Source organism: Algoriphagus mannitolivorans DSM 15301, assembly GCF_000429425.1.
In the GTDB taxonomy this organism is placed as follows: domain Bacteria; phylum Bacteroidota; class Bacteroidia; order Cytophagales; family Cyclobacteriaceae; genus Algoriphagus; species Algoriphagus mannitolivorans.
In genome coordinates this window covers 83,824-107,291 of record NZ_AUBV01000016.1, presented here as the reverse complement: position 1 = coordinate 107,291, position 23,468 = coordinate 83,824, and the positions used below count along the sequence as shown (strand labels likewise).

Below are 23,468 nucleotides of genomic sequence, written 5' to 3'. Positions count from 1 at the left end.
TTCTGAAGGTTTTCATGATCCGAAAGGTCATTAGGTTTCAAAACAACTTGAAATCTTTGAGTTGGCTGATAAACTGAAGAGCACTCGAGGGAGAAAGAATCAAAATAAACACAATCCCGAAAATGGCTCCATACAGGTGTGCGTCGTGGTTGATGCCGTCACTGTCCTGCTTGCCTTTGACATAGGAATAGATTAAAAACAAGCCTCCAAGAATAAAGCCGGGAAGACAGAGAATCCCAAAGAGGCAGATGTCCGCCAGCGGCATGATAATGATACTCGCAAATACCGTGGCCGCAGTACCTCCGGATGCTCCCAAAGCCCGGTAGTAGCTGTTGTCTTTGTGCTTGAGATAAGTGGGGATATCCGAAATGATAATTCCCAAGAGGTAAAAGGCCACAAAAACGACTCCTCCCAAGCCCTGACCAAATTGATACTTTAAAAACATTTCCACCACTCCTCCAAAGAAGTAGAACGTAAACATGTTGAACAGCAGGTGGACGTAATCTTTGTGGATAAAGCCCGAGAGGATAAAGCGGTCCCATTGGTTTCGGTGTTTGATCCGATAGGGGGTAAACATCCATCGGTCGAGAAGCTCGGGCTTGCTAAACCCGAGGATGCTGGTAATCGCCGTGATCCCGATGATCAAGGTCGTCAAAGTCAGTTCCATAATTTATTTTTCCCGGTGAACGAGGTCTTGGACAATGGCCGAAAGGGTTTGAAAATAGTCTTCATTTTTGAAGTGGATGCTTTCCAGCTGCCTAAAACCGGCATCGAAGTAAAATTGCATTTTGGCTTCTGTCAGGGCTTTTATTCCCAATTTTTCATAGATGGTTTTTACGGCATTTACTTTTTCATCCTTGTCAAACTCCTGAAGAGAAAGCCAATGATTTAATTCCTCTGCATCAGATCCTTTCGCCAGTTCCAGAGCTTTGAGCAAGAGGAAGGTTTTTTTATTGGAAATGATATCCCCTCCAACCTGCTTTCCGAATTTCGCTTTGTCCGCATAGACATCGAGCAGGTCATCTTTCAGCTGAAATCCCACGCCGATATTCACCCCGAAATCATAAAGCTTTTGGGCATCTTCCTTTTCAGCTCCTGCCAGAACGGCTCCGAGCTGTAGTGCAAAGCCCAGTAACACGGCAGTCTTCAGACGGATCATGTTGATGTAATCGGCCTCGTGGACAGTCTCGTAGGCTTCGAAATTCATGTCAAACTGTTGTCCTTCGCAGACCTCTGCAGCTGTTTTATTGAACAGGCGGATGACTTCCGGAAGTAAAAGGGGGGCAGTCGGCAATAAAAGATCATAAGCTCGGACCAACATGACATCCCCTGAGAGAATCCCGATGTTGGCATTCCACTTTTCATGGACGGTAGCCTTTCCTCTCCGCAATGGAGCATTGTCCATGATGTCGTCATGCATCAGGGTAAAGTTGTGAAAAACCTCTACCGCGGCAGCCTGGCTAAGAATTTCCTCTGGATTTTTTCCATAAATCCCATAAGCCAACAAGGAAAGTAGCGGACGGATCCGCTTTCCTCCAAGGCTTAGGATATAGGTAATTGGTTCGTAAAGTTCTTGTGGTGATTCTCCGAAATTGTGGGAGGTAATGTGATGCTCAAGCTTAGTTAAAAGCGCGTTGGCGAGGCTTTTTTCTGTCATTGTCTGCAAATTCCAAATCGATGGTTCGTCGGTCGATATCGGTATTAACTACCCGGACGACTACTTTGTCACCCAAAGTGATCATTTTTTTACTTCGCGTCCCAATCAGGCGCATGTTTCTTTCGTCAAATTCATAGTAATCATCGTCCATGTCCTGAACTCGGATCATGCCTTCACACTTGGTTTCGGTGATTTCCACAAAGACTCCCCACTCGGTCACTCCACTGACAATGCCCTCGTAATCTTTAGCTTCTGCCAAGGACATGTATTCCACTTGCTTGTATTTGATGGAAGCTCGCTCAGCGTCCGCAGCTCTTTTTTCCCTTTCGGAAGAATGCAGACATTTTTGCTCCCAAGGCTCGGCCTCCGGAGATTTTCCTCCATCCAAATAATGCTCCAGCAAGCGATGTACCATCATATCGGGATATCGGCGGATAGGAGAGGTGAAGTGGGTGTAATGAGGAAAAGCCAAGCCAAAGTGCCCTTTGGGTTCTGTGGTGTATTTGGCTTTGGCCATGCTTCTGATGGCGAGTTGCTCCAGGACATTTTGCTCGGGTTTGCCCTGAATCTCATCCATCAATTTATTGAGAGAGGCTGAGATTTTCTGCACATTGGTCACGTCCATCTGATGGCCAAATCGCTTCGCAAAGCCGGAGAAAGTCTCCAATCGATCCAAATCAGGACTGTCGTGCGTTCGGTACACAAAAGTGTCGGCTCCCTGATTTTTCCGGAAGATAAATTCTGCCACATACTTATTGGCGAGAAGCATAAACTCCTCAATGAGCTTGTGGATGTCTTTTCGTTCCTTGACAAAAAGCCCGAGCGGTGTTCCTTTTTCATCTAGTTTAAACTTCACTTCGACGGTCTCAAAGTTGACCGCGCCTTTGTCAAATCGCTGCTTCCGGATCTTTTTAGCCAATTCATTGAGCAAGGTCAACTCTTGGAAATAATCCCCGGATTGGGTATCGATGCATTCCTGGGCTTCCTCGTAGGCATAGCGTCGATCGGAGTGAATGATCGTTCTCCCAATCCAATGATTGACCACTCGGGCCTCTTTGTCCATTTCAAAGACGCAGGCAAAAGTCAGTTTGTCCTCGTTGGGTCGGAGGGAACAGAGTCCATTACTCAAACGCTCGGGAAGCATGGGAATGGTCCTGTCCACGAGGTAAACGGAAGTGGCCCTGTTGTAGGCTTCTTTTTCCAGTTCTGTTTTGGGCTTCACATAGTGAGTCACGTCGGCGATATGCACGCCGATTTCCAAATTTCCGTTTTCCAGCTCCCTATAGGAAATCGCATCGTCAAAGTCCTTGGCATCGACCGGGTCAATGGTAAAGGTGAGTACATCGCGGAAGTCTTTTCGGGCTTTGATTTCCTTGCTAGAGATCTTTTCCGGAATGGCATTGGCTTCGGCATCGGCTTCTTTGGGATATTCAAAAGGCAATCCGAATTCTGCCATGATGGAGTGCATTTCGACCTCATGGAGCCCGGCCTTTCCGAGAACTCTTGTGACTTTTCCGGTGGGGTTTTTATCTCCGTCTCTCCATTCGGTGAGTTTGACCACTACTTTCTCGTTGTGTTCAGCGCCCATCAAATCTCCCCGGTGTACGAAGATATCCTTGTGCATTTTCTTGAAATCCGGAACAATGAAGGCAAAGCGCGGGGAGATTTCCACTCTTCCAACAAATTCATCCCGACTTCTTTCCAGGATTTCCAATACTCTTCCTTCTGTTCGTCCGGTTTTTCCTTTCACAGGAAATACCATCAGGCGAACTTTATCACCGTCTAAGGCCTGTTTCAAATCGGCTTCTTTGACCAAAATATCTCCTGTTTCCGACTTTGGGTCATCGGGCACAATAAATGCAAAGCGGGGATTGACATAATCAACCGTTCCGGTGATAAAGTCTGGGTCTTTGGTCGAGGAAAAGTAATTACGGGAGTTTCGGGACACTTTTCCCTGATCCACCAATTTATGGAGGACAGGCTCTACGCCTCCTTTATTCAAGGCGTCCCGGATTTCCAGCCGTTTGATGATTTGCTTGGAATTGAATTCCTGTCCAAAATGTGCGTCTAAAAATTGGAGAATTCTTTGGGATAATGCCTCAGCATCATTTCTTCCCTGATATCCGCCTGTATTTTTTTTCTTGGATTGTTTTCTGTCTGATTTTCTTCCCATGATGGGTTAGTTTGTTCTAAGGTAAAAAGATTTATATGCCCTATTAATTAATCTTTGAGATCTTTTTTGGATTCTTCACTGGGGACGACTTCAATTTTCAATTCGTCCCATTCCGGATGCATGGCCATGAAAATCCGGGCGGTGACTTCCACGTCTCTTAAGCAATACTGGGTGATTTTGGCGAGATCTTTTTCCTTATAAAAAGTAGCATTGACCTCGCTGCCATCAATTGACTCCTTGGAGGATGGAATTCCAAAAGTTGCAGCCAAAAGCTCCAGTCGAGTGTAATATTTGTAATCCCCGAATCTCCAAAGCTCCATGGTATCCAGATGGCGGATTTCCCAGGGCTTTTTTCCTGCGATTTGAAGTGGTTCAGGTAGGGCAACACCCTGAATCAGCATTCTTCGGCAGAGGTAAGGAAAATCAAATTCCTTCCCATTATGTGCGCATAGCACCCACTTTTTCTTTTCCAATAAAGCCTTTAACTCCAAAAGAAGTTCCTTTTCGGATTCCTGAGCAAAAGCTTTAGACCGGAAGAAGAGCTTTTTTTCTTTCTTTTTGGTCTGAAAATACCCAACTCCCACGCAGATGATTTGCCCGAACTCCGCATGGATTCCTGCCCGGTCAAAATACAGGGAGCCTGGTTCAGATACCGGAGTTTCAGTCCGGATTAATTTTTCCTTTTTGACCCATTCCTGCTGAAGTCTGGGGTCAAGATCTTCAAAATGCTCGGTCTGGGAGGATGTTTCAATATCCAAAAAAAGAATCTCTCCGAGTTGGTCCAAAAAATCTGCCATACGCTGAAAGTTTAACTGTGAAGTACTCCTTCCAGTCCCAATTCTGAGATCATCCGGAAGTTGACAGAATCAAAACTGCCTGGAGTAAAGATAAACTTTTTGTCAAAAATTTGATCGAGAATGTAATAGCTCACCCAGAACTCATTGGTCAGAGAAAAGACGGCTGGATCAATGGGCTCTACCTTTGCGACAGACTGGGCTCCGAGTTCCTGGATCATGTGTCGAAGGGTGGAGGTTTGGCGCTTTTCCCCTTCCAAAATCCCATATCCTTTGGAGGTGATCATGACCGTATTCAGTTCGATCAGGTTGAGGTTGATGATATAAACAGCCCATTCGGTGCCGGTTGCGGATTCTTCTTTGGCGATGGCTAGTTTTACTCCCGTCACGGGAGAGAAGTCTATGTCTTTTTTCATTTTCCTATATGAGTATTCAGGAATTGCTTTTTTCGTGCAATCAATTTTTTAAATCCCCCTAGCCCCCGTAGGAAGGGGGAATTGCCAGATTTAGAACCTCAAACCCCAGGGCTAAAATTTGAAGGTTGTTATTTTTTTAAATCAATTTTCATTCAATCAGATTCATTTCAAAAAGCTCTGCGAGGTGTTTTTTCATTTGAGCTTTGACCAGATTTTCATCCACTGCCTTTCCAAGTTCCAGATGCAGGGAAGTAACAGCTTTGTCGTCGATGCCGCAAGGGATGATGTGGCCGAAATAATTCAGGTCGGCGTTTAGGTTGAATGCAAATCCATGCATGGTGACCCAACGACTGGACTTCACGCCCATGGCGCAGATTTTTCGGGGATTTTTTTGGACTATATGATCTAGCCATACTCCAGTCAGCCCATCAATTCTTCCAGCTTCGATGTCGTATTCTGCCAAGGTTCGGATCACCGCTTCCTCCAAAAATCTGAGGTATTTATGGATATCCGTGAAGAAATTGTCCAGATCCAAAATCGGGTAACCCACCAGCTGCCCGGGGCCATGATAGGTGATGTCTCCACCCCGGTTGATTTTATAATAGCTGGCTTGATGAGCTTCCAAGCCTTTTTCATCCAAAAGCAGGTTTTCTGGTTTTCCGCTTTTTCCTAAGGTGTAAACATGGGGATGCTCCACGAAAAGGAGGTAATTCGGGGTGAGAGCTTGCTGTGCAGGAGGTAAATTTCGGTTCTGGATTTTCAGGGAAACGATTTCTGCGAAAATCTTCTCCTGGTAGTCCCAAGCCTCTTGGTAATCCATGCGGCCCAGATCTCGGAATTCTACGGTTTTATTGATATTTTCATTCATGTGTTTTCTTTGATTTCCAGTTGTCACATGGAATCTTGCAGAAATGATCATCCACCGGTGTGACTCTTTGATAATGCTTGATTTCATCGGAATTCCTTCCGGAACCTACTTTTAACCATCAAATAGAACACATCGTTCTACGATTTTTCAAAATTAACCAATTCTCCAATGGCAGAACACAATGAATCGGGAAGACTAGCCGAACAATTGGCAGCTGAATGGTTGGTCAGCAAAGGGTATGAACTGAAAGAGACGAATTACCGGCATGGCTATGCAGAGATCGATCTGATCTTGGAGCATAAAGGCTTGCTAATATTTGTGGAGGTGAAATTTCGCTCCGGAACAGGTTTTGGATACGCGGAAGAGTTTGTGGATTCGGTAAAGAAAAAGTTAATCGTGAAGGCAGCAGACCAATATATCCATGAAAATGACTGGAAAAAGGATATCCGGTTTGATATTGTCGGAGTGTATAAAGACCGGGAAGGAACCGTGAGATTCAAGCAGTTTGAGGATGCCTTTTATTGAAGATTCAACTTTTTGAGGAAAAGAAAGGGTTAATTCAGTCCGGGTTTTCGATAAACCAGATTCCCGTCTTTATCCCATTCTGCACGGATGTAAGGGCGGAAATTTTTGGTGTATGGCTTTTCTTGGTACTGAATTTCCCGTTTGCGGATTGCCTTGGTGTTTTTGGTGTCCCAGTATTCAGTCCATAATCCTACTTTTTCCCCATACCGATATTCACCGGTTACCGCGATTTGTTGGTCTTCATGAAAGTAAAAATAGTTTCCTTCCTCAAGTCCATATTGTACGGGGATGATTTCTTCTACAGACTTGGAAGTTCTGTTGTAATAGGAGATGCGGGATTCTTTGGGCCAACCCTCGCTGTAATGTGCTTTGTCCTGTAAGACATTTCTTTCATCATAAACCATCCAGGTCTTATGCTTGGTTCCGTAATAGAACATACCGGATTCTACTACCGTCTCATTGACCACCCGTTCGTAGGGCCCGTGAAGCAGGTATCCTTTTCCAAGAATATAGCCTTCTGTGCGGATTGCCTTTTCGCTGGGATCATACCAATACACATCCCGGATATAGGGATCAGGGTTTCTTGCCGCGTCGGTGTAGTTGAAGAATTCGTAGTAAGTCTGGCCCCGTAATTCTCTTTTAGTAAATCCCCGCTGGGTTTTTACGCCAAACCAAATGTTTTTTCTTGCCTTTTTCTTTTTCTCCTTCTTTTCCTCCTTCTCCTTTTCTTCGTCAAAAAGCAAAAGAGGAGCCACGGAAGGCAGCAATGCTGAGCTTACTATGCCGGAAGAATCCGGGTCGGATTTTCGGTCTGAATTTCCTTTTTGAGCCAAGGTCATTTTGCCAAGTCCAAAAACCAACAGAATTAAAACAGAAATTTCTCTCCTCATAAGAAAAAAACGGGGCGAAGGGCCAAGTATTTTATCCAAAAATAACATTTCGCCTGATTATAACTTGAATTTTATTGGCGGTGACTGCCTTTTCCCCATCAAATCATCGGGATTGTTTAGATTTTATAATCTTCTGCCTATTTTTGAGGAATTTGTAAAAAACGACCTATTAAAATGAATTCTATTCTATCAGATCGCATCTTGAATATGGAGGAATCAGCGACTCTTGCGATGGCCAAAAAGGCCCGAGAGCTGAAGTCCCAAGGTATTGATATCATCAGCTTGAGCTTGGGTGAGCCGGATTTCAAGACTCCCAAACACATCCAACAAGCCGCTAAGGATGCGATTGATGAAGGAAAATATTTTTCATACCCTCCGGTAGCTGGATACCAGGACCTCCGTGAGGCCATTGCAAAAAAACTCCGAGAAGAAAACAACATCGGATCTGCGAAAGCAGAAAATATCGTAGTATCTGTGGGGGCCAAGCATTCCATTGCCAATACCTTCATGTGTTTGCTCAATGAAGGTGATGAGGTAGTTATCTTCTCTCCTTACTGGGTGAGTTATGCGGAGATTATCAAGCTCTGTGGAGGTGTTCCGGTTTTGATTGAAGGAAATCTGGAAAACAACTTCAAAGCTTCCGCGGCTCAGCTGGAAGCTGCTATTACTCCTAAAACCAAAGCGGTAATTTATTCATCTCCTTGTAACCCAACCGGCTCGGTGTTTTCTCAGGCGGAGTTGGAAGCCATCGCTGCTGTTGTGATGAAGCATCCGAACATGGTGGTAATCGCAGATGAAATCTATGAATTGATCAACTTTACCGGGAAAAACTTCAGCATTGCTTCTATTCCGGGTATGTTTGAAAGAACAGTAACCGTCAACGGATTCTCCAAAGGATACGCCATGACCGGTTGGAGAGTAGGATATATCTGTGCACCTCTTGAAATCGCCAAGGCGGTGGAGAAAATGCAAGGTCAATTTACTTCCGGAAATACCGGGATTGCTCAGCGGGCGGCTCTGGCAGGAATCGCCGGAGATCAGACTCCTTCTCAGGAAATGGCGGCTCAATACCTTAAAAGAAGAGACTTGGTTTTGGGATTGTTGAAAGACATCCCAGGGATCAAAACTCACCTACCAGAAGGAGCTTTCTATTTCTTCCCGGACGTAACTGCCTTTTTTGGTAAATCCGCTCATGGGCATACGGTAAACAACGCAGATGACCTTTGTCTATACCTTTTGGCAGTTGCCAATGTGTCCTTGGTGACCGGGGCAGCTTTTGGCGCTCCTGAATGTGTGAGAATTTCTTATGCAGCTTCGGAAGCCGAATTGATCGAGGCGATGGCCCGAATCAAAAAGGCATTGGGGGAACTAGCTTAAGTTCAAGGATAAGTTTACTAAGCCCCGGTGCAAATCGGGGCTATTTTTTTGCAATACCAGAATGAAGTAATTTTAACCCAAATTCGATTTTATGCCTCAGGTTTTAGTTATTACCCCTGTTAAAAACTCCATCGAGACCACTTTAGATACCGCAAAAGCTATCCAGGGTTCTAGTGTGGAGGTCAAACACCTCATTTTTAATGATTTTAGCACTGAGGAAACCAAAACTACCTTGGAGGAAAAAAAGGACGAAATCGGTTTTGAGCTGATTCATTTGGAGGAGATCACTGATCATCCTTCGCCTAATTACAAATTGGTGCTTCAAATCGCTCAGAGAAGAGCCTTGGAAGAGAATCTACCGCTTTTGGTTGTAGAGTCGGATGTGGTCATAAAGCCGGATACGATTGAAAGGTTGCTAAAATCCTTGTCCGAAAATCCAAAAGCTGGATTGGTAGGCTCGGTCACTGTGGATGAGCAGGGAAAGGTGAATTTCCCCTACCTGAAGTTTAAAAATGTAAAGCAGGACATCATTCACACCCATAGAAGCTTAAGTTTTTGTTGCACTTTGTTTTCTCTGGAGTTTTTGAAGAGCTATGATTTTACTGGCTTGGACGAGGCCAAAGACTGGTACGACACCTTTATCTCCAAAAAATCCCTAGAATTGGGCTTCCAAAATACCGTATTGATGAATGCTCCGGTATGGCATCGTCCGCATGCCAGTCGGCCTTGGAAGCAGCTGAAGTATTCCAACCCAATCAAATATTACTTTCTGAAATTTTGGAAAGGCCTAGATAAAATCTGACCAGAATGGATTGTTGCATTTTTGTTCATTATGGCCAAAGCAATCGGCTGCCGATGACGGATTTTTATTACGTTTCAGAGCTTGCTAGGTACTTTTCCAAGGTCATAGTTGTGACCAATTCCCGTGACTTTCAATTGACAGACTTGCCTCAACATGTACGCTTGGAAATGGTGAAAAATGAAGGCTACGATTTTGGAATGTTCTATAAAGTGGTTCAGAATCTCGATTGGGAGCAATTAGCTTGTTTGGCTTTGGCAAATGATTCAAATCTACTCTTGGGGGATCTTGGTGAAAATTTGCGGAAAGGGAAAGAACTGGACACTGATTTTTGGGGATTGATCGATTCCTTTGAAAAGCCGTGGTTTTCCACCCATGCCGATAACTTCCATTTGCAAAGCCATTTTTTGGTTTGGAATAAAAAGGGGATTTCAATTCTCCGTGATTTTCTCCAAGAGATCAAGGTGGAGGAAATGTTTTCTGAAAGTGATCCCAAGGAACTGAGGAGAAAAGTTATCAATGCTTGGGAAATAGGCTTGAGTCAATATTTCATTTCCAGAAATTCCAGACCCAAAGCAATTTTTGAATCTGAAAAGATTACCTCCCAACTGGGGAAAAAGCGGAGTCTGAACTTGACTATGAAGCATCCAGCGTATTTACTGGAAATGGGCTATCCTCTTTTGAAAAAGAAATACATCCAAAAAAATGGTTGGCTGGATAGATTGCTCCGCCCCGGAAAAAAATGGGAGACTCTTGTTTCAAAATACCAGCTCGATGCAACCCGGTGTCAACAATGGATATCAGTATTGAAAAAAGCGTAAACGATAGATTTTAAGATAGTTGTGAAAGCACATATTTACACCATGTATTACAAACCCGGACGGATTCTGCCTCTGGGGGATTTTTATCAGCCTTTGTTTTGCGGGCAGTTTGCGGGAAAAAGTAAGCTAATTGGACTAAAGGACGATCAGGGGGAGAATATTTCTGACAGAAATGAGTTTTACAGCGAATTGACAGGGACCTATTGGGCTTGGAAAAACACGCAGCAGGAAATTGTCGGAGTCTGCCATTACCGAAGATATTTTACAGCACAGCCAGAGCCTTGGTATTTGAAGCTCAAGTATTTTATCACCCATCCTTTCAAGATTCAAAAAGGACCTAATCCGCTCATTTATACCAATAATGTCGAAAAATACATCCCCAAAATCCTGACAGAGGCGGAAGCTAAGGAGATTTTGGATGTTCATGACATTGTCTTGCCTACTGCCCGTAGATTTCGGTACTCCATTCGCACTCACTATTCCAAATATCATGACATTCGGGATATGGAGATCGTCACTGAGATTCTTAAAGAGAAATTTCCGGAGTATCTAAACTCCTGGGAAAAGGTGCTTTCGGGTAATGTTCTCTATGCCAATAACATGTTTATCCTGAAAAATGACTTGTTCCAAAAGTTTATGGATTGGTGGTTTGAGATGCTTTTTGAATTTGAAAAAAGGGAGAATTTGGAGTCCTATCAGGGTTATCAAAGAAGAATATTGGGTTTTGTGGCTGAAAGATTATTGACACTATGGGTGATTCACAATGAATTGAAAATAAAAGAGTTGAAGCTGATTTACTTTAAAAAGTTTAAGAGCCACTAAATTTTCTGAGCTTAAGGTTCCGTTTTGGACTGAAATTATTTAGTTCATGCCCTCCAGGAAATTATATGGGCTATTTTATATAGGTATTTCCGCTTTCGTACCAGTAGGCCGTACACAATTAATAAAATCACGCTTGAAGTTCAGTTTTAGCCAGCTTCGGACTTCTGACTTCGGTCTTCCGACCGCCCAATCCAAGGAATTTTGGATTGTGGTGCAATTGCTGATAATCATATTTTTCTATAATTCGAATGATTGTTTGAGAAAATTCCAATAATATATTTGATTAGTCTTATCGACTTTTTAAATTAGATCCGGTGATTAACAACTTTTCTCAAGTATTCTTTCTGAAAATGTGATTGAAAAATCCATTTTTCGAGCTCAAATTATTTGTAAGAACCTTGGCCTCGGTCAGGGTTCTTTTTTGTTATCTTCCATTCTTGCCTCAAAATCATCCTATGAATAAAGTGTTTCTAGTTGTGTTTTTCCTGTTTTCATTCGGAAATCTATCCGCACAGGATCTAGGATATGACACGGCTTATATTGAAAAGTCAGTGGATAAATTGATTTTCCGAACCTACGTTTCCAGAAAATTCACCGATCTACGATTCAATGACCCATCCATTCGTTTTGAGCCAAACAGCACCTTGAACCTTGGAGTCGGTTTTACTTACCAAAAATTCACCTTAAATCTTGGGGTGCCTGTCTCTTTTTTGAATCTCAATACACAGGAAAATTGGCCAAGGTTTTTTGATCTTCAGTCGCATGCCTATCCTCAAAACTGGGTTTTGGATCTGTTCGGTCAGTTTTACAAAGGATATATCGTCCATGATTATCCCAGAAGCGAGGAGCAATTGCTGAGAAAGGATCTTCAGGTGTTAAAGTTGGGAGTAAGTGCTAATTACTTATTCAATGGGGATAAGCTATCACTCAAAGCAGCTTTCCATCAGTCCGAAATCCAAAAGAAGTCGGCGTTTTCACCCATGCTCGGCTTTGAAGTTTACCGGGCTAAAGTCAGTGGAGATTCTTTGCTAATTCCCGAGGAATCCTCGCCTAGGGGTAATTTTTCGAGAGCCGACTTTTTCCATTTGGGACCCAGCGTTGGACTGGCAGGGACACTTGTTTTTGGGAAAGGCTTCTTCCTCTCCGGTTCTGCTTCAGGGAATGCCGGACTGGGATTTTCCAAGGCTGATCAAGATTCGGATTCTAGAGAAATCGGAATTAATACCGGGGTATTCTTAAGGGGATTTGTGGGATATAACGGAGAGAAATTCTCGATCAATGGGAATTATGTCTTTAAAAATCTTAATCTGAATGAAGTGAATTCCATATCCCAAGAGCTTAATACCGGGAATTACAGAATCAATTTGGTGTACAAATTCAGCCCGGGGCCAAAATTCAACCGAACCTATTCTAAGTTCAATCCGCTACAGATAATCCAAAGGATGTTCGACTGATCTTTGAAATATTTTTAGCTTTGACAGTATTAATCAATTGCCCAAATACATGACTAACCCATACGGAATTCTTCAATCTTTAGAGAAAATCGGAATTAAGCCCGAAAATATCGGAACCTCAACCGGCGTAAATTGGATCAATACCGGTGAATCCTACCTATCTTCTTTTTCTCCTGCGGATGGTAAGCTGATTGCCAAAATCCAAGAAACCGGCAAATCAGGATATGACCAAGTCATCCAAACTGCCCAAAAAGCCTTTGAAACCTGGCGAACTGTCCCTGCTCCAAAAAGGGGAGAAATTGTTCGGGAAATCGGGAATGCATTGAGAGAAGTGAAGGCAGACTTGGGGAAACTGGTCTCTTATGAGATGGGTAAATCTTATCAGGAAGGTCTCGGAGAGGTGCAGGAAATGATCGATATCTGTGATTTCGCAGTTGGGCTATCCCGCCAGCTTTATGGCTTAACGATGCATTCCGAGCGGCCAGGACACCGCATGTATGAGCAATGGCATCCACTGGGAATAGTTGGGATCATTTCAGCTTTTAATTTTCCGGTAGCAGTTTGGTCGTGGAATACGGCCTTGGCTTGGGTATGTGGAGATGTCTGCGTGTGGAAACCTTCCGAAAAGGCACCACTTTCAGCAGTAGCCTGCCAGCTGATTGTTGGAAAAATATTCGAAAAACACGGCATGCCGGAGGGTATCTCCAACCTTGTCATCGGAGATTATCAAATTGGGGAATTGCTATCTCATGACTCCAGAGTTCCCTTGGTCTCAGCCACAGGATCTACCCGTATGGGTAAATTGGTGGGGCAGGCCGTAGGGGGCAGGCTTGGAAGATCTCTTTTGGAGTTGGGCGGCAACAATGCCATCATCATCACCGAACATGCGGATCTGGATATGGCCATTCGAGGTGCTCTTTTTGGAGCGGTAGGGACCGCGGGACAACGATGTACTTCTACCCGAAGATTGATTATTCATGAAAATGTTTTTGAAGAAGTGAAAAGCCGATTAGCCTCTGCCTATTCCAAGCTGGTGATTGGAAATCCATTAGATGAGAAAAACCATGTAGGACCACTGATCGATCAGGATGCAGTGAAGGGTTATTTGGCGGCTATTGAAAAAGTGAAGGAAGAAGGAGGTAAGGCAGTCGTCGAAGGAGGAGTGCTGTCAGGCGAAGGCTATGAGTCCGGTTGCTATGTGAAGCCTGCTATCTATGAAGCCAAAAATCATTTCCAGATTGTTCAGCATGAGACTTTTGCGCCAATCTTGTATTTGATCAAATACAAAACCATGGATGAGGCAATCGCTATCCAAAATGGTGTGCCGCAAGGGCTTTCTTCAGCCATCATGACGACAAATATGCGGGAAGCAGAAGCCTTTCTTTCGGTAGCAGGATCGGATTGTGGAATTGCCAATGTGAATATCGGTACTTCCGGGGCTGAAATCGGAGGAGCTTTTGGAGGAGAAAAAGAAACCGGTGGAGGTCGTGAATCCGGGTCCGATGCTTGGAAAGCTTATATGAGACGACAGACCAACACGATCAACTATTCCTCAGAATTGCCTTTGGCTCAAGGGATAAAATTTGATATCTAAGATCAGTTAGATAAAGACGAAAGCCCCAAAAGTTGTCATTTCACTTTTGGGGCTTTTTTTATCCTTTTTCTTCCAAGAGGATTTTTCTCATTTCCTGTAATTTCCCCTGTTCCTCTTCGCTGAGTTTGGGGAAATCCAGTTCCATTTCATCCAATGCATTGATGATGGCTGAGGCGACCACAATTCTGGCATAAGCTTTTTTATCCGCAGGGACAATGTACCAAGGGGAGTCTTTGGTGGAGGTTTTTTGAATCATCTCCTCATAAGCATCCATGTATTGATTCCAATAGCCTCTTTCTTTCACATCACCAGAGCTGAATTTCCAGTTTTTATCCGGCTCATCGATTCTCTCTAAAAATCTTTCCTTTTGTTCTTCCTTGGATACATTCAAAAATATCTTGATGATTTTGGTGCCATTGCGTGTGAGGTATTTTTCAAAATTTCTGATGTCCTCGAGTCTTTCGTCCCATATCTTTTTAGTGATGAGTTTTTCGGGCAATTTCTGACTCCTGAGAATTTGCTGGTGTACTCTCACTACCAACACTTCCTCGTAATAAGACCGGTTGAAAATCCCTATTTTTCCTCTCTCAGGTAATTCTTTGACACATCTCCAAAGGAAATCATGGTCGAGCTCTTCGGCGCTGGGGGCTTTGAAAGAATTGACATGACATCCCTGTGGGTTGATTCCTGAAAGTACATGTTTGATCGCTCCGTCTTTGCCCGCAGCATCCATGGCTTGAAACACAACCAATAAAGACCATTTATCTTGGGCGTATAAAACTTCCTGGAGTTTAGCCAGAGCATCTATGCCTTGTTCCAACGCCTCCTTGACCCTTGGCTTGTCCTCTGGACCCAAAGTCATCTTAGGCTTGCTGGAATAATCTTTGAGTTTGAATTTCTTCCCATCGCCGACACAATATCGCTTGGAAAATTTCTTGGCGCGGCGAATTAGTTCGGGGTCACTCATTTTTTTGAGTGTTTCTACAGTGAGGTTTGGGTCAATGATCATGGGGTTGTGATTTTTTGAAAAGCTGAGGTCTAGAATATCCTGAGGACTTAGGGATGAATTCTTAAGTTAAACTTTAAAATTCAAAAAAGTAATTTAACTTCTATTGTCTAAACGAGTAAGATAAGGAAACATCTATTTTATTGATTCATATGAAAAAGCTATTGGTATCTACAGGAGGAGGAGATTGTCCTGGTCTTAATGCTGTCATCCGTGGAATTGTCAAAAGGGCTTCTCAGGAGCAAGATTGGGAAGTTTGGGGATGTTATGAGGCGTTTAATGGAATCATGGAAGATCCCATACGCGTCATCAGACTGGATGAAAAAGCCGTGGCTGGTATTCATGTGCAAGGAGGGACAATCCTGGGGACCACCAATAAAGGAAATCCCATGCAGTTTCCGGAAAAGCAGGCGGATGGGACTATAAAAAAGGTAAACAGAATCCCTTGGCTTGTGGAAAGGTTCAAATCGAATGGCTTTGATGCGATCATCAATATTGGAGGAGATGGCTCTCAAGCGATTTCTCAGGCGCTCTTTGAAGCCGGCATGCCGGTAGTTGGGGTTCCAAAAACCATCGATAATGACCTTTCCTCGACTGATTTCACTTTTGGGTTTCAGACAGCTGTCCAGACTGCTACAGATTCATTTGACCGCTTAGTCACCACTGCTAATAGCCACCATCGCGTCATGATCATGGAAGTGATGGGAAGAAATGCTGGCTGGATTGCGCTGTACACTGCAATTGCAGGGGGAGCAGAAATATGCCTCATTCCCGAAATTCCTTATGATTTGAATAAGGTAATCGAGAAGATTGAAAGCAGATATAACAATGGACGAGGCTTTGTCAATATTGTGATTGCGGAAGGAGCGATGGCAAAAAATGGGACCATTACCTCCTCCAAGGGAGAGGAGGGAAGAACTTCCATCCGTTTGGGTGGGGTTTGTTTTACCTTAAGTCAGCAGCTAAAAGATGCAGGATTGGAAGCGGACGTTAGGGAGACAGTATTGGGACATACCCAGCGTGGAGGAACTCCGGTAGCTTTCGATCGGGTGATTGCCTCAGTTTTTGGAGTTAAGGCCATGGAATTGGTTTTGGCAGGTAAATTTGGGCGACTGGTAGTGCTTAAAAACAATGATTTTTCCTCCGTAACCATCAAAGAGGCCATCAGTGAATACAATTATGTGGATCCAAAAGGAACACTGGTGCAGTCTGCCAAAGGATTAGGGATATCTTTTGGAGATTAAACTGGCTTAGAATTTTCTGATTCAGTTTGGGATATTTCCCCAGAATCCCGATTGTTTTGTAATTTTTTGTTAAATTATATTCTAATTTTTAGATCCTGATTCTATGCCCGCACAACCTCTAGAACTGATTCTTGCTAGGCAATTCGGCGATAGTCTGAATATGCCCATCTTCTTAGTGGATCCAGAGGGGAATCTATTGTTTTATAATGAGCCTGCCGAGGAAATCCTCGGACTTCGATTCAGTGAGACTGGGGGAATGCGCTTGGAGGAGTGGGCTACTGTTTTTCGTCCATTGGATAAGGATGGGAATTCTCTGAAGCCAGAGGATCTTCCTTTGGTGAAAACCTTGACCCACCGGATTCCAGCTAGCGGTTCGTTTTATATAGACAGTATGAAGGGAGAAAGGTATTTGATCTCGGTTACGGCCATACCGATCATTGGTAGAGCAAACCGCTACTCAGGAGCTATGGCAATGTTTTGGAAAACCGTAAAGACATGAAAGTTAAAATCTGGGGATGTCGGGGCTCCTTACCAGCTCCTGGTCCTGAAAATATGGTCTATGGAGGAAATACCTCCTGTATTCAAGTCAATCAAGGGGATACCTTTATTATTTTGGATGCCGGATCAGGTATTCAGAGATTAGGAAAATACCTTAGTCCAGAAATCAAGGAGATTCATATTCTCCTTACCCATTTGCACATCGATCACATGATGGGCTTGGGTTTTTTTCAGCCGCTTTACAATCCAGAAGTGACTGTTCATGTCTGGGGGCCAGATACTGGCAAAGAATCCCTTCTTTCTAATTTGCGCAGGTATTTTTCACCTCCATTATTTCCCGTAATGTTCAGTGAGCTTCCCAAGCATCCAGTTATCCATGAATTGAGTCATAATACCTTTCGTATTGGGGAACTGGAGATTTTTGTGGATTATCTATGTCACCCGGGAGCCACGCTTGGGTACCGAGTCAGCAACGGGAAATCAGTTTTTACTTATATCCCTGATCATGAATTAGCTTTAGGCTCTGCCAATTTTCCCCATGATCCTGAATGGACCAGTGGCTATGAAATTGCAAAATCAGCGGATCTTCTGCTGCATGACTCCTCTTACAATTCCAAAGAGTATTCTTCCAAAATCGGCTGGGGTCATAGTTCTGCCCGTGATGCAATCTCTTTTGCCAAAATGTGCAAAGTGAAAAAGCTTGCCCTTTTTCATCATGAGCCTGCCAGATCTGATGAGCAGCTAGAGACATTACTGGAAAATGCCCTTCGGAATCAAGAATTGGACTTTGAAGTTTTTCTTTGCGCCGAAGGGGATGTATATGAATTAGACTGATACTTCTTTATTGAAATCTGATTTATTCCTTCCTGAATCTAAAGGGTTCAAAGGGCTGATTGAGCTTAATCAGCCAAAGTGGTTTTTTCCTCCAAAATCAAATCATGGATAGCATCCCAAAGCGAAATTCTTTTGATCAGGGATTCCTTGGCTACTTCCAATACCTGATCCCATTTTGTCTGATCAGAGCCGCATAATTCTGAAATCAATTTCAAAGAAAGCGGTCCATGCTCATCTCCGTCCAGCTCAATGTGTCGCTCCAAATAATAGGTCAGCTTGTTGTATTGGGTGTTTTCGGAATCGGATTTTTTCAAAATTTCCAAAAACATATCCGGAATCAAATCCTCTCTTCCAAAGGTGAAGGCAGAGGCAACGAGGTGAGTATAGCCTGTTTCGATGACAGAAAAAGTGTAGGTCACAAACTCCTTGACTCGGGAATCAAGGACTAGACTGTCCAAGGCAGGAGAAACCGAAATTCCGGAATCGATCAGGCGGATCAGCTTGTGGATCTCGGTGGTGTCGGCCTGAAGCTGCTCCATGGCCTCCAAATACATTTCAAAATGGCTTTTGGGCTCCCCTAGTTCATTGAGATCACTTTCTTCTCCATGGACAATCTCGTTGATAAATCTGGCCAGGGAAGGATTTGGAGCAGGCGTCCATGGAATCTGTACCCTAGTGATTTTCAATTGCAGAGCCTTAAGGAGGGACATGAAATCCCAAACCGCAAAGACATGGTTTTCCATGAAGGTTTGAATGTCAGATATTTCCTTCAAATTCTCATAGAGCGGGTGATTGCGAAGTTGATTTCTTAATCCAGAGATTTCTCTTTCGATAAGTTCTATCTGATTCATAGCGATTCAGGTAAGTTCTAGTTGGTTTGTTTTAGTTACGAATTCCAATCAAGATTTGGATTGGATTTTCAGGTTGCAAAAATAGACCTGATTTTGACAGGCGAACAGCTTGTTTTGGAGTTTTGTTTGGGGAAAAAAGTTAAAGCTCTCCAAAATGTCATCCTGTAAAGAAATCAGTTTGGAGAGCTTAATTGATTCGGTTTTGGTATTTATAACCAATAAAATGCGAGGTTGGGATTAATTCCCAGGATACCAGTTTCGAAGTCGGACGTCCACGCCGGGAGCGGAGGCATTGACCAGTTGTTTGAATTTTTCTACATCACTCAAGCCTTCGGTTCCTCGGTAATGATAGGGATAAACCATTTTGGGTTTGAACTCAGCCACCGCACTTGCCGCTTGCTCCACGTCCATGGTGTAGGGTAGGTTCATGCAGACAAATGCTGTGTCGATGTTTTTCAGGGCTCGCATTTCTGGAATATCCTCGGTATCTCCGGAGAAATAAAGTCTCTTTCCGCCAAGCTCAACCACATATCCATTTCCTCTTCCCTTGGGGTGACGACTGTCGGCTGTTTCGGGAAGATTGTACATAGGAATGGCGGTGATTCCGGCTCCAAGGAGAGTTTTGGAAGATCCGTTGGCAAGAACTTCAATCGCTTTGTATTTTCCGGCAGGAAGCTTTTCGGCTACCGCCTGAGGGGCTACCACTGTCGCTCCCGAAAGATCAAGTCCGTCCAAGGTTTCCTGATTGTGATGATCTCCATGAATGTCTGTGATCAGGACCAGATCGGCAGGCTTTTGACCCTCAAATCCCTTCGCTCCTCCGTAAGGATCTACATAGATGGTGAGATCCTGGTAGGATACGACCAAGGTTCCATGGAGAATGGGCTGGATGGTGATTGTGCCGTTTTTGGCTGGGATTTGGTCTTGGGCGAAGGTGTATCCCAAGCAAAAGATGAGGATACAGGTGAATAATGCTTTCATGGTTATGAGTTTTAGGTTTAACACGGTTCAATAAAGGATGTTTATCATGGGATGTGGAAAACAGGATTCCTTTAAGTTAGGGTTTTTTGAAGTGGAAAAAACCAGAAATTAAAAAGCATGGCATCCGAACCACATTGGCGGCTTCTCTTTCCTATCTTGTAGGTAAAGCTGCCTTATGATGATTTTCACCATGCTTTTGAACGTCCCGCTGATCCTCGCCGATTGGTTCTTTGTGGTTTTTCATTCTGCCTTGATCCTTTTTAATCTGTTTGGGTGGATTTGGAAAAAAACGAGGAAGGCCCATCTGATCACCATCAGCGTGACCTTGCTGTCCTGGGGGTTTTTGGGAATCTGGTATGGCTGGGGCTATTGTCCCCTGACGGATTGGCACTGGCAGGTGATGGAAAAACTCGGCACTCAAGACCTGCCCAACTCCTACATCAGCTACCTACTGGACCGAGTCCTTGACTGTCAACCCGATCCCAACTGGGTGGATATCGGCACGCTAGTCTTTACGCTATTGGCTTTCGGAATGTCGATTTGGGTGAATTTGGGGAGCGGGGTGAAGAAGTAGGGAGATTTGTTATTTTGACGGCTTGGCGTTGAGGCGGGTTTCTGACCACAAAGTTTCAAATAATTATTAAAGCTCATTAGAAGCACAAAGCTTCAAGTTTGCACGTCAGTCCGCCTGACGCAAAACTCGTGTTAGCGGTTCGGCTTGCTTTGTCAGCAAGTTTGGTGTATCCATTCGTATTTTCCATTTCTGTATGTTATGAGTCCACCACCAACTTCGTCCTCACCCAAAGCGATTGACGGATTTTTGAGTTTAACTGTTTTACTGTCCAATACGTCTCCGTCTTCTGTAAACGTTGTTTCACTTGTTTCTTTGTCTTGAACAAGTCCCCAATAGTCAACCCAATTGAATTCAGTCATATGTGCGAACTGTTTTCCAAAACCTATTTTTACTTGTTCATTTGTCTTCCCGTGTATTATTATTATTCCCGATGATTCGTTGTCTTTTTTATAAATCGCTTTGTCTAAAAATCCGTCTCCATTAAAGTCTGACATGATTGTTTCGGTCAACTTATATAATGTTGCTTTTTCAAATCCACTTAAAAATTGTTTTCTGTATTCTTCTGTCGAGAGTTTAGCAGTATGATTGCTGTGCGAAAAAGTTGTATCTGCAATCTGGTCAACCAAAGTGTCCAAAGCAATACTTGAATTCTGTTCAGAGTTGGTTTGTCCGCAACCTGATAAAATCAAAAATGTCAATATGTAGATTGTCTGTTTCATTGTCCTCTTTTAAGCTGACTGCTAACCTGTTTATTGTTACCCATATGTAGTGACTAGCCATCCAAAATAGCCAGCTAGTCACGGGTTTTATCATTTTTTATTCCTCATTCTTGGCTATTTATCTCTTTCAATAAAACTTCTGTAAAATCATCCATCCGAGAAAAAGCGAACCATTTTTTTCCAAGGTCTTTCAAAGAAGCTCCAAAATGGTAGAGTTCGGTATGGTCAAGGATTAAAAACCGATCGTGACTTTTGGAAAATTCTTTGACTTCAATTTTTGGATATTGCGAATTGTATTTTTCCAAATCCAGAAGTAAGCCTTGACTAATTACTTTATTAAGTAGGGTTGCTTTGACCCCAGGATTTCTTTTACTGAATAAGGTGAGCACCGATTCATTTACATAATTGTCAATCAGGATGATTTCCTTTTTGGCCTTTTTGATGAGTTTTGACAAAAACACATAGGCATCAAAAATTTGTCCTTCGAAAAATATCCCCTTATCGTGGTTTAGTTGATTCTTTTCTAGGGCGTTGAACAGTTGATCAAACTTTTTATCATTTTCAATCTGTTTGATTTCCAATTGGGCTATTCTTTGAAAAAGTGCTGCGTTTTGACCCAGAAATCTTCGCATTTCCACAAATGCTTGCATAATTTGAATACTGACTTCGATGGCAGTTTTAGTATGCAATACCGCTGAAAGCATGGCAATTCCGTGTTCCGTAAAAACAAAAGGTAATGTCCTTCTTCCTCCGTGTGAACTTGAAGTTCCAGATTGGTACTTCAAGTTTTCCCATTCATTTGTTGAAAGTTGGAACATAAAGGAGTCTGGAAAACGACTTGGATTTCTGTTTACAGCCCTGTTGATAAATTTGGTCTCCGTTCCATACAAGACTGCCAAATCACTATCCAACATCACCTGTTGCCCCCGGATCGTATGAATTTGATTTTCTATTTCTTGTTTTGTCAGCTGATTCATCTTTTGCCGAATAAAAAATTACCCCGCCCATCCTTCTCGGTCCAAACTTCGATACTGAATAGCTTCAGCCAGATGCTCGACTTTGATCGCTTCGCTTCCAGCGATATCGGCAATGGTTCGGGCTACCTTGAGGATGCGGTCATAGGCTCTTGCAGAGAGGCCCAAGCGCTCCATGGCGGTTTTGAGTAGGGCCTTGCCGGCTTCGTTGATCTGGCAGACTTCCTTGACCATATGGGATGGCATCATCGCATTGCAGAATACATCCGGGTGATTTTCAAATCTGGCCTTTTGGCGTTCTCGACCTTGGATCACCCGTTCGCGGATGACCTTACTCGCCTCCGCTTTCCGGGTGGAGGTCATCTCGTCAAATTTGACCGGAGTCACTTCCACGTGAAGGTCGATTCGATCCAGCAGGGGGCCACTGACCTTATTCAGGTAGCGCTGTACGATTCCCGGACCGCAGACGCATTCCTTCTCGGGATGGTTGTAGTACCCGCAAGGGCAGGGGTTCATGCTGGCGATCAGCATAAAGTTGGCCGGATAGTCCACAGATACTTTGGCTCGGGAGATGGTGACTTTTCGCTCCTCCAAAGGTTGACGCATCACTTCCAGCACGGTACGTTTGAATTCCGGAAGTTCGTCCAGAAACAGTACCCCGTTGTGAGCAAGAGAAATTTCTCCTGGTTGGGGATTACCGCCTCCGCCGACGAGCGCTACGTCACTGATCGTATGGTGAGGGCTTCGGAAAGGACGTTGAGCCAAAAGAGAGGCATTCTTTCCCAGTTTTCCCGCAACGGAATGAATCTTGGTGGTCTCCAAGGCTTCTTGTAGGGAAAGTGGAGGAAGAATCGAGGGGAGGCGCTTGGCCAGCATGGTTTTTCCTGCTCCGGGAGGTCCGATCATGATGACATTGTGTCCTCCGGCTGCAGCGATTTCCATGGCCCGCTTGATATTTTCCTGGCCTTGGACATCGGCAAAGTCAAATTCATTTTCTTCCAAGGAGTGATAAAAGATCTCCCGGGTATCGGTGACCAAGGGCTCGATGGCCAAATTTCCCTGAAGGAATTCCACTGCTTGGTCCAAACTCTCCACGCCGATAATGTCAATGTTGTTGACGATGGAAGCTTCTTTGGCATTTTCCAAAGGGAGGATAAATCCTTTGAAACCCCTTTTTCTAGCCTCAATAGCGATTGGCAGGACTCCTTTGATAGGCCTTAGGTTTCCGTCTAAAGAGAGTTCGCCCATAATCACGTAGCGTTCCAACTCCGGAAAACTCACCTGTTCAGAGGCTTGCAGAATCCCCATCGCAATGGGAAGATCATAAGCCGAGCCTTCTTTGCGAATATCCGCGGGAGCTAGATTGATGACTACCTTCTGGCGGGGCATCCGGAAATTGAAGTATTTGAGGGCAGATTCTACCCGCTGCTGCGATTCTTTGACTGCTGAATCGGGAAGGCCTACCATGAAGAAACTTGTGCCCTGACCCACATTGACCTCAATGGTGATCAGATTTGCATCTACGCCGGATACAGCACTTCCAAAAGTTTTTGCTACCATAGCTCAAATGAAAAAAGGAAACCAATTTGGCTTCCTT

General features: G+C 43.8%; 24 protein-coding genes. 11 read left to right on the top strand and 13 right to left on the bottom strand.

Going from position 1 to position 23,468, the window contains the following annotated elements:
• Positions 1-37: 37 nt before the first annotated feature.
• The 6 genes from G458_RS0116210 to lipB form a co-directional block, all read right to left on the bottom strand.
• The gene (locus G458_RS0116210; protein ID WP_026952824.1) at positions 38-667 is read right to left on the bottom strand and encodes a rhomboid family intramembrane serine protease; all 630 of its coding nucleotides are present in this window, start codon (positions 665-667) and stop codon (positions 38-40) included.
• Positions 668-670: 3 nt separating this feature from the next.
• Positions 671-1,657: a polyprenyl synthetase family protein gene (locus tag G458_RS0116205; RefSeq protein WP_026952823.1), complete on the bottom strand. Its 987-nt coding sequence runs from the start codon at positions 1,655-1,657 to the stop codon at positions 671-673.
• Complete coding sequence (gene rnr, locus G458_RS0116200) at positions 1,620-3,830, bottom strand: ribonuclease R (protein WP_026952822.1); 2,211 nt, start codon at positions 3,828-3,830, stop codon at positions 1,620-1,622. Before rnr ends, G458_RS0116205 begins: the two co-directional genes overlap by 38 nt.
• A gap of 47 nt (positions 3,831-3,877) precedes the next feature.
• Positions 3,878-4,627 carry a 3'-5' exonuclease gene (locus G458_RS0116195; RefSeq protein ID WP_026952821.1) on the bottom strand — a complete coding sequence of 250 codons (750 nt, stop codon included), beginning with the start codon at positions 4,625-4,627 and terminating at the stop codon, positions 3,878-3,880.
• 11 nt (positions 4,628-4,638) lie between these two features.
• Complete coding sequence (locus tag G458_RS0116190) at positions 4,639-5,040, bottom strand: hypothetical protein (protein WP_026952820.1); 402 nt, start codon at positions 5,038-5,040, stop codon at positions 4,639-4,641.
• A 148-nt stretch (positions 5,041-5,188) separates the two neighbouring features.
• Entirely contained in the window at positions 5,189-5,908 is a 720-nt protein-coding gene (gene lipB, locus G458_RS0116185) for a lipoyl(octanoyl) transferase LipB (RefSeq protein ID WP_026952819.1), read from the bottom strand.
• A 168-nt stretch (positions 5,909-6,076) separates the two neighbouring features.
• Between lipB and G458_RS0116180 the strand changes: the two genes are divergently transcribed.
• Positions 6,077-6,433: a YraN family protein gene (locus G458_RS0116180; protein WP_026952818.1), complete on the top strand. Its 357-nt coding sequence runs from the start codon at positions 6,077-6,079 to the stop codon at positions 6,431-6,433.
• Positions 6,434-6,462: 29 nt separating this feature from the next.
• On the opposite strand, the gene G458_RS0116175 is transcribed toward G458_RS0116180, so the two are convergent.
• Entirely contained in the window at positions 6,463-7,323 is an 861-nt protein-coding gene (locus G458_RS0116175) for a toxin-antitoxin system YwqK family antitoxin (protein ID WP_026952817.1), read from the bottom strand.
• A 174-nt stretch (positions 7,324-7,497) separates the two neighbouring features.
• On the opposite strand from G458_RS0116175, the gene G458_RS0116170 reads away from it, so the two are divergent.
• From G458_RS0116170 to amaB, 6 genes are all read left to right on the top strand, one after another.
• Entirely contained in the window at positions 7,498-8,700 is a 1,203-nt protein-coding gene (locus G458_RS0116170; RefSeq protein ID WP_026952816.1) for a pyridoxal phosphate-dependent aminotransferase, read from the top strand.
• A gap of 91 nt (positions 8,701-8,791) precedes the next feature.
• Positions 8,792-9,502 (top strand): glycosyltransferase, encoded by a 711-nt coding sequence (locus G458_RS0116165; protein WP_026952815.1) that lies wholly within the window; start codon positions 8,792-8,794, stop codon positions 9,500-9,502.
• A gap of 5 nt (positions 9,503-9,507) precedes the next feature.
• Positions 9,508-10,320 carry a rhamnan synthesis F family protein gene (locus G458_RS0116160; RefSeq protein ID WP_157359831.1) on the top strand — a complete coding sequence of 271 codons (813 nt, stop codon included), beginning with the start codon at positions 9,508-9,510 and terminating at the stop codon, positions 10,318-10,320.
• Between the two features lie 21 nt (positions 10,321-10,341).
• Positions 10,342-11,142 carry a DUF4422 domain-containing protein gene (locus tag G458_RS0116155; protein WP_157359829.1) on the top strand — a complete coding sequence of 267 codons (801 nt, stop codon included), beginning with the start codon at positions 10,342-10,344 and terminating at the stop codon, positions 11,140-11,142.
• A gap of 455 nt (positions 11,143-11,597) precedes the next feature.
• Positions 11,598-12,596 (top strand): DUF4421 domain-containing protein, encoded by a 999-nt coding sequence (locus G458_RS21035; protein WP_157359827.1) that lies wholly within the window; start codon positions 11,598-11,600, stop codon positions 12,594-12,596.
• 49 nt (positions 12,597-12,645) lie between these two features.
• Entirely contained in the window at positions 12,646-14,190 is a 1,545-nt protein-coding gene (gene amaB, locus G458_RS0116140; protein ID WP_026952812.1) for an L-piperidine-6-carboxylate dehydrogenase, read from the top strand.
• A gap of 58 nt (positions 14,191-14,248) precedes the next feature.
• On the opposite strand, the gene G458_RS0116135 is transcribed toward amaB, so the two are convergent.
• Positions 14,249-15,199 carry a polyphosphate kinase 2 family protein gene (locus G458_RS0116135; protein WP_245579282.1) on the bottom strand — a complete coding sequence of 317 codons (951 nt, stop codon included), beginning with the start codon at positions 15,197-15,199 and terminating at the stop codon, positions 14,249-14,251.
• Positions 15,200-15,348: 149 nt separating this feature from the next.
• Here G458_RS0116135 and G458_RS0116130 point away from each other — a divergent pair, with 149 nt between their 5' ends.
• The 3 genes from G458_RS0116130 (at position 15,349) to G458_RS0116120 (ending at position 17,772) form a co-directional block, all read left to right on the top strand.
• Positions 15,349-16,440 (top strand): 6-phosphofructokinase, encoded by a 1,092-nt coding sequence (locus tag G458_RS0116130; RefSeq protein ID WP_026952810.1) that lies wholly within the window; start codon positions 15,349-15,351, stop codon positions 16,438-16,440.
• 103 nt (positions 16,441-16,543) lie between these two features.
• The gene (locus G458_RS0116125) at positions 16,544-16,939 is read left to right on the top strand and encodes a PAS domain-containing protein (protein ID WP_026952809.1); all 396 of its coding nucleotides are present in this window, start codon (positions 16,544-16,546) and stop codon (positions 16,937-16,939) included.
• Entirely contained in the window at positions 16,936-17,772 is an 837-nt protein-coding gene (locus G458_RS0116120) for an MBL fold metallo-hydrolase (protein ID WP_026952808.1), read from the top strand. The genes G458_RS0116125 and G458_RS0116120 overlap by 4 nt, the downstream gene beginning before the upstream one ends.
• A 65-nt stretch (positions 17,773-17,837) precedes the next feature.
• Here the strand turns inward: G458_RS0116120 and G458_RS0116115 are convergent, their stop codons facing one another.
• Together G458_RS0116115 and G458_RS0116105 are read right to left on the bottom strand one after the other, a co-directional pair.
• Positions 17,838-18,623, bottom strand: coding sequence for a DUF3050 domain-containing protein (locus G458_RS0116115; RefSeq protein ID WP_026952807.1), 786 nt, complete (start codon positions 18,621-18,623; stop codon positions 17,838-17,840).
• Between the two features lie 237 nt (positions 18,624-18,860).
• Positions 18,861-19,604: an MBL fold metallo-hydrolase gene (locus G458_RS0116105; RefSeq protein ID WP_026952806.1), complete on the bottom strand. Its 744-nt coding sequence runs from the start codon at positions 19,602-19,604 to the stop codon at positions 18,861-18,863.
• Positions 19,605-19,779: 175 nt separating this feature from the next.
• Here G458_RS0116105 and G458_RS0116095 point away from each other — a divergent pair, with 175 nt between their 5' ends.
• A complete protein-coding gene (locus tag G458_RS0116095; RefSeq protein WP_026952805.1) occupies positions 19,780-20,178 on the top strand; it encodes a DUF2784 domain-containing protein in 399 nt (132 codons plus the stop codon).
• A gap of 152 nt (positions 20,179-20,330) precedes the next feature.
• Here G458_RS0116095 and G458_RS0116090 read toward each other — a convergent pair whose 3' ends face one another.
• The 3 genes from G458_RS0116090 to G458_RS0116080 all read right to left on the bottom strand — a co-directional run bounded on the left by G458_RS0116090 (position 20,331) and on the right by G458_RS0116080 (position 23,431).
• Entirely contained in the window at positions 20,331-20,897 is a 567-nt protein-coding gene (locus tag G458_RS0116090; RefSeq protein WP_026952804.1) for a hypothetical protein, read from the bottom strand.
• Positions 20,898-21,001: 104 nt separating this feature from the next.
• A complete protein-coding gene (locus G458_RS0116085; RefSeq protein WP_026952803.1) occupies positions 21,002-21,874 on the bottom strand; it encodes an ORF6N domain-containing protein in 873 nt (290 codons plus the stop codon).
• 18 nt (positions 21,875-21,892) lie between these two features.
• A complete protein-coding gene (locus tag G458_RS0116080; protein WP_026952802.1) occupies positions 21,893-23,431 on the bottom strand; it encodes a YifB family Mg chelatase-like AAA ATPase in 1,539 nt (512 codons plus the stop codon).
• Positions 23,432-23,468 lie beyond the last annotated feature (37 nt).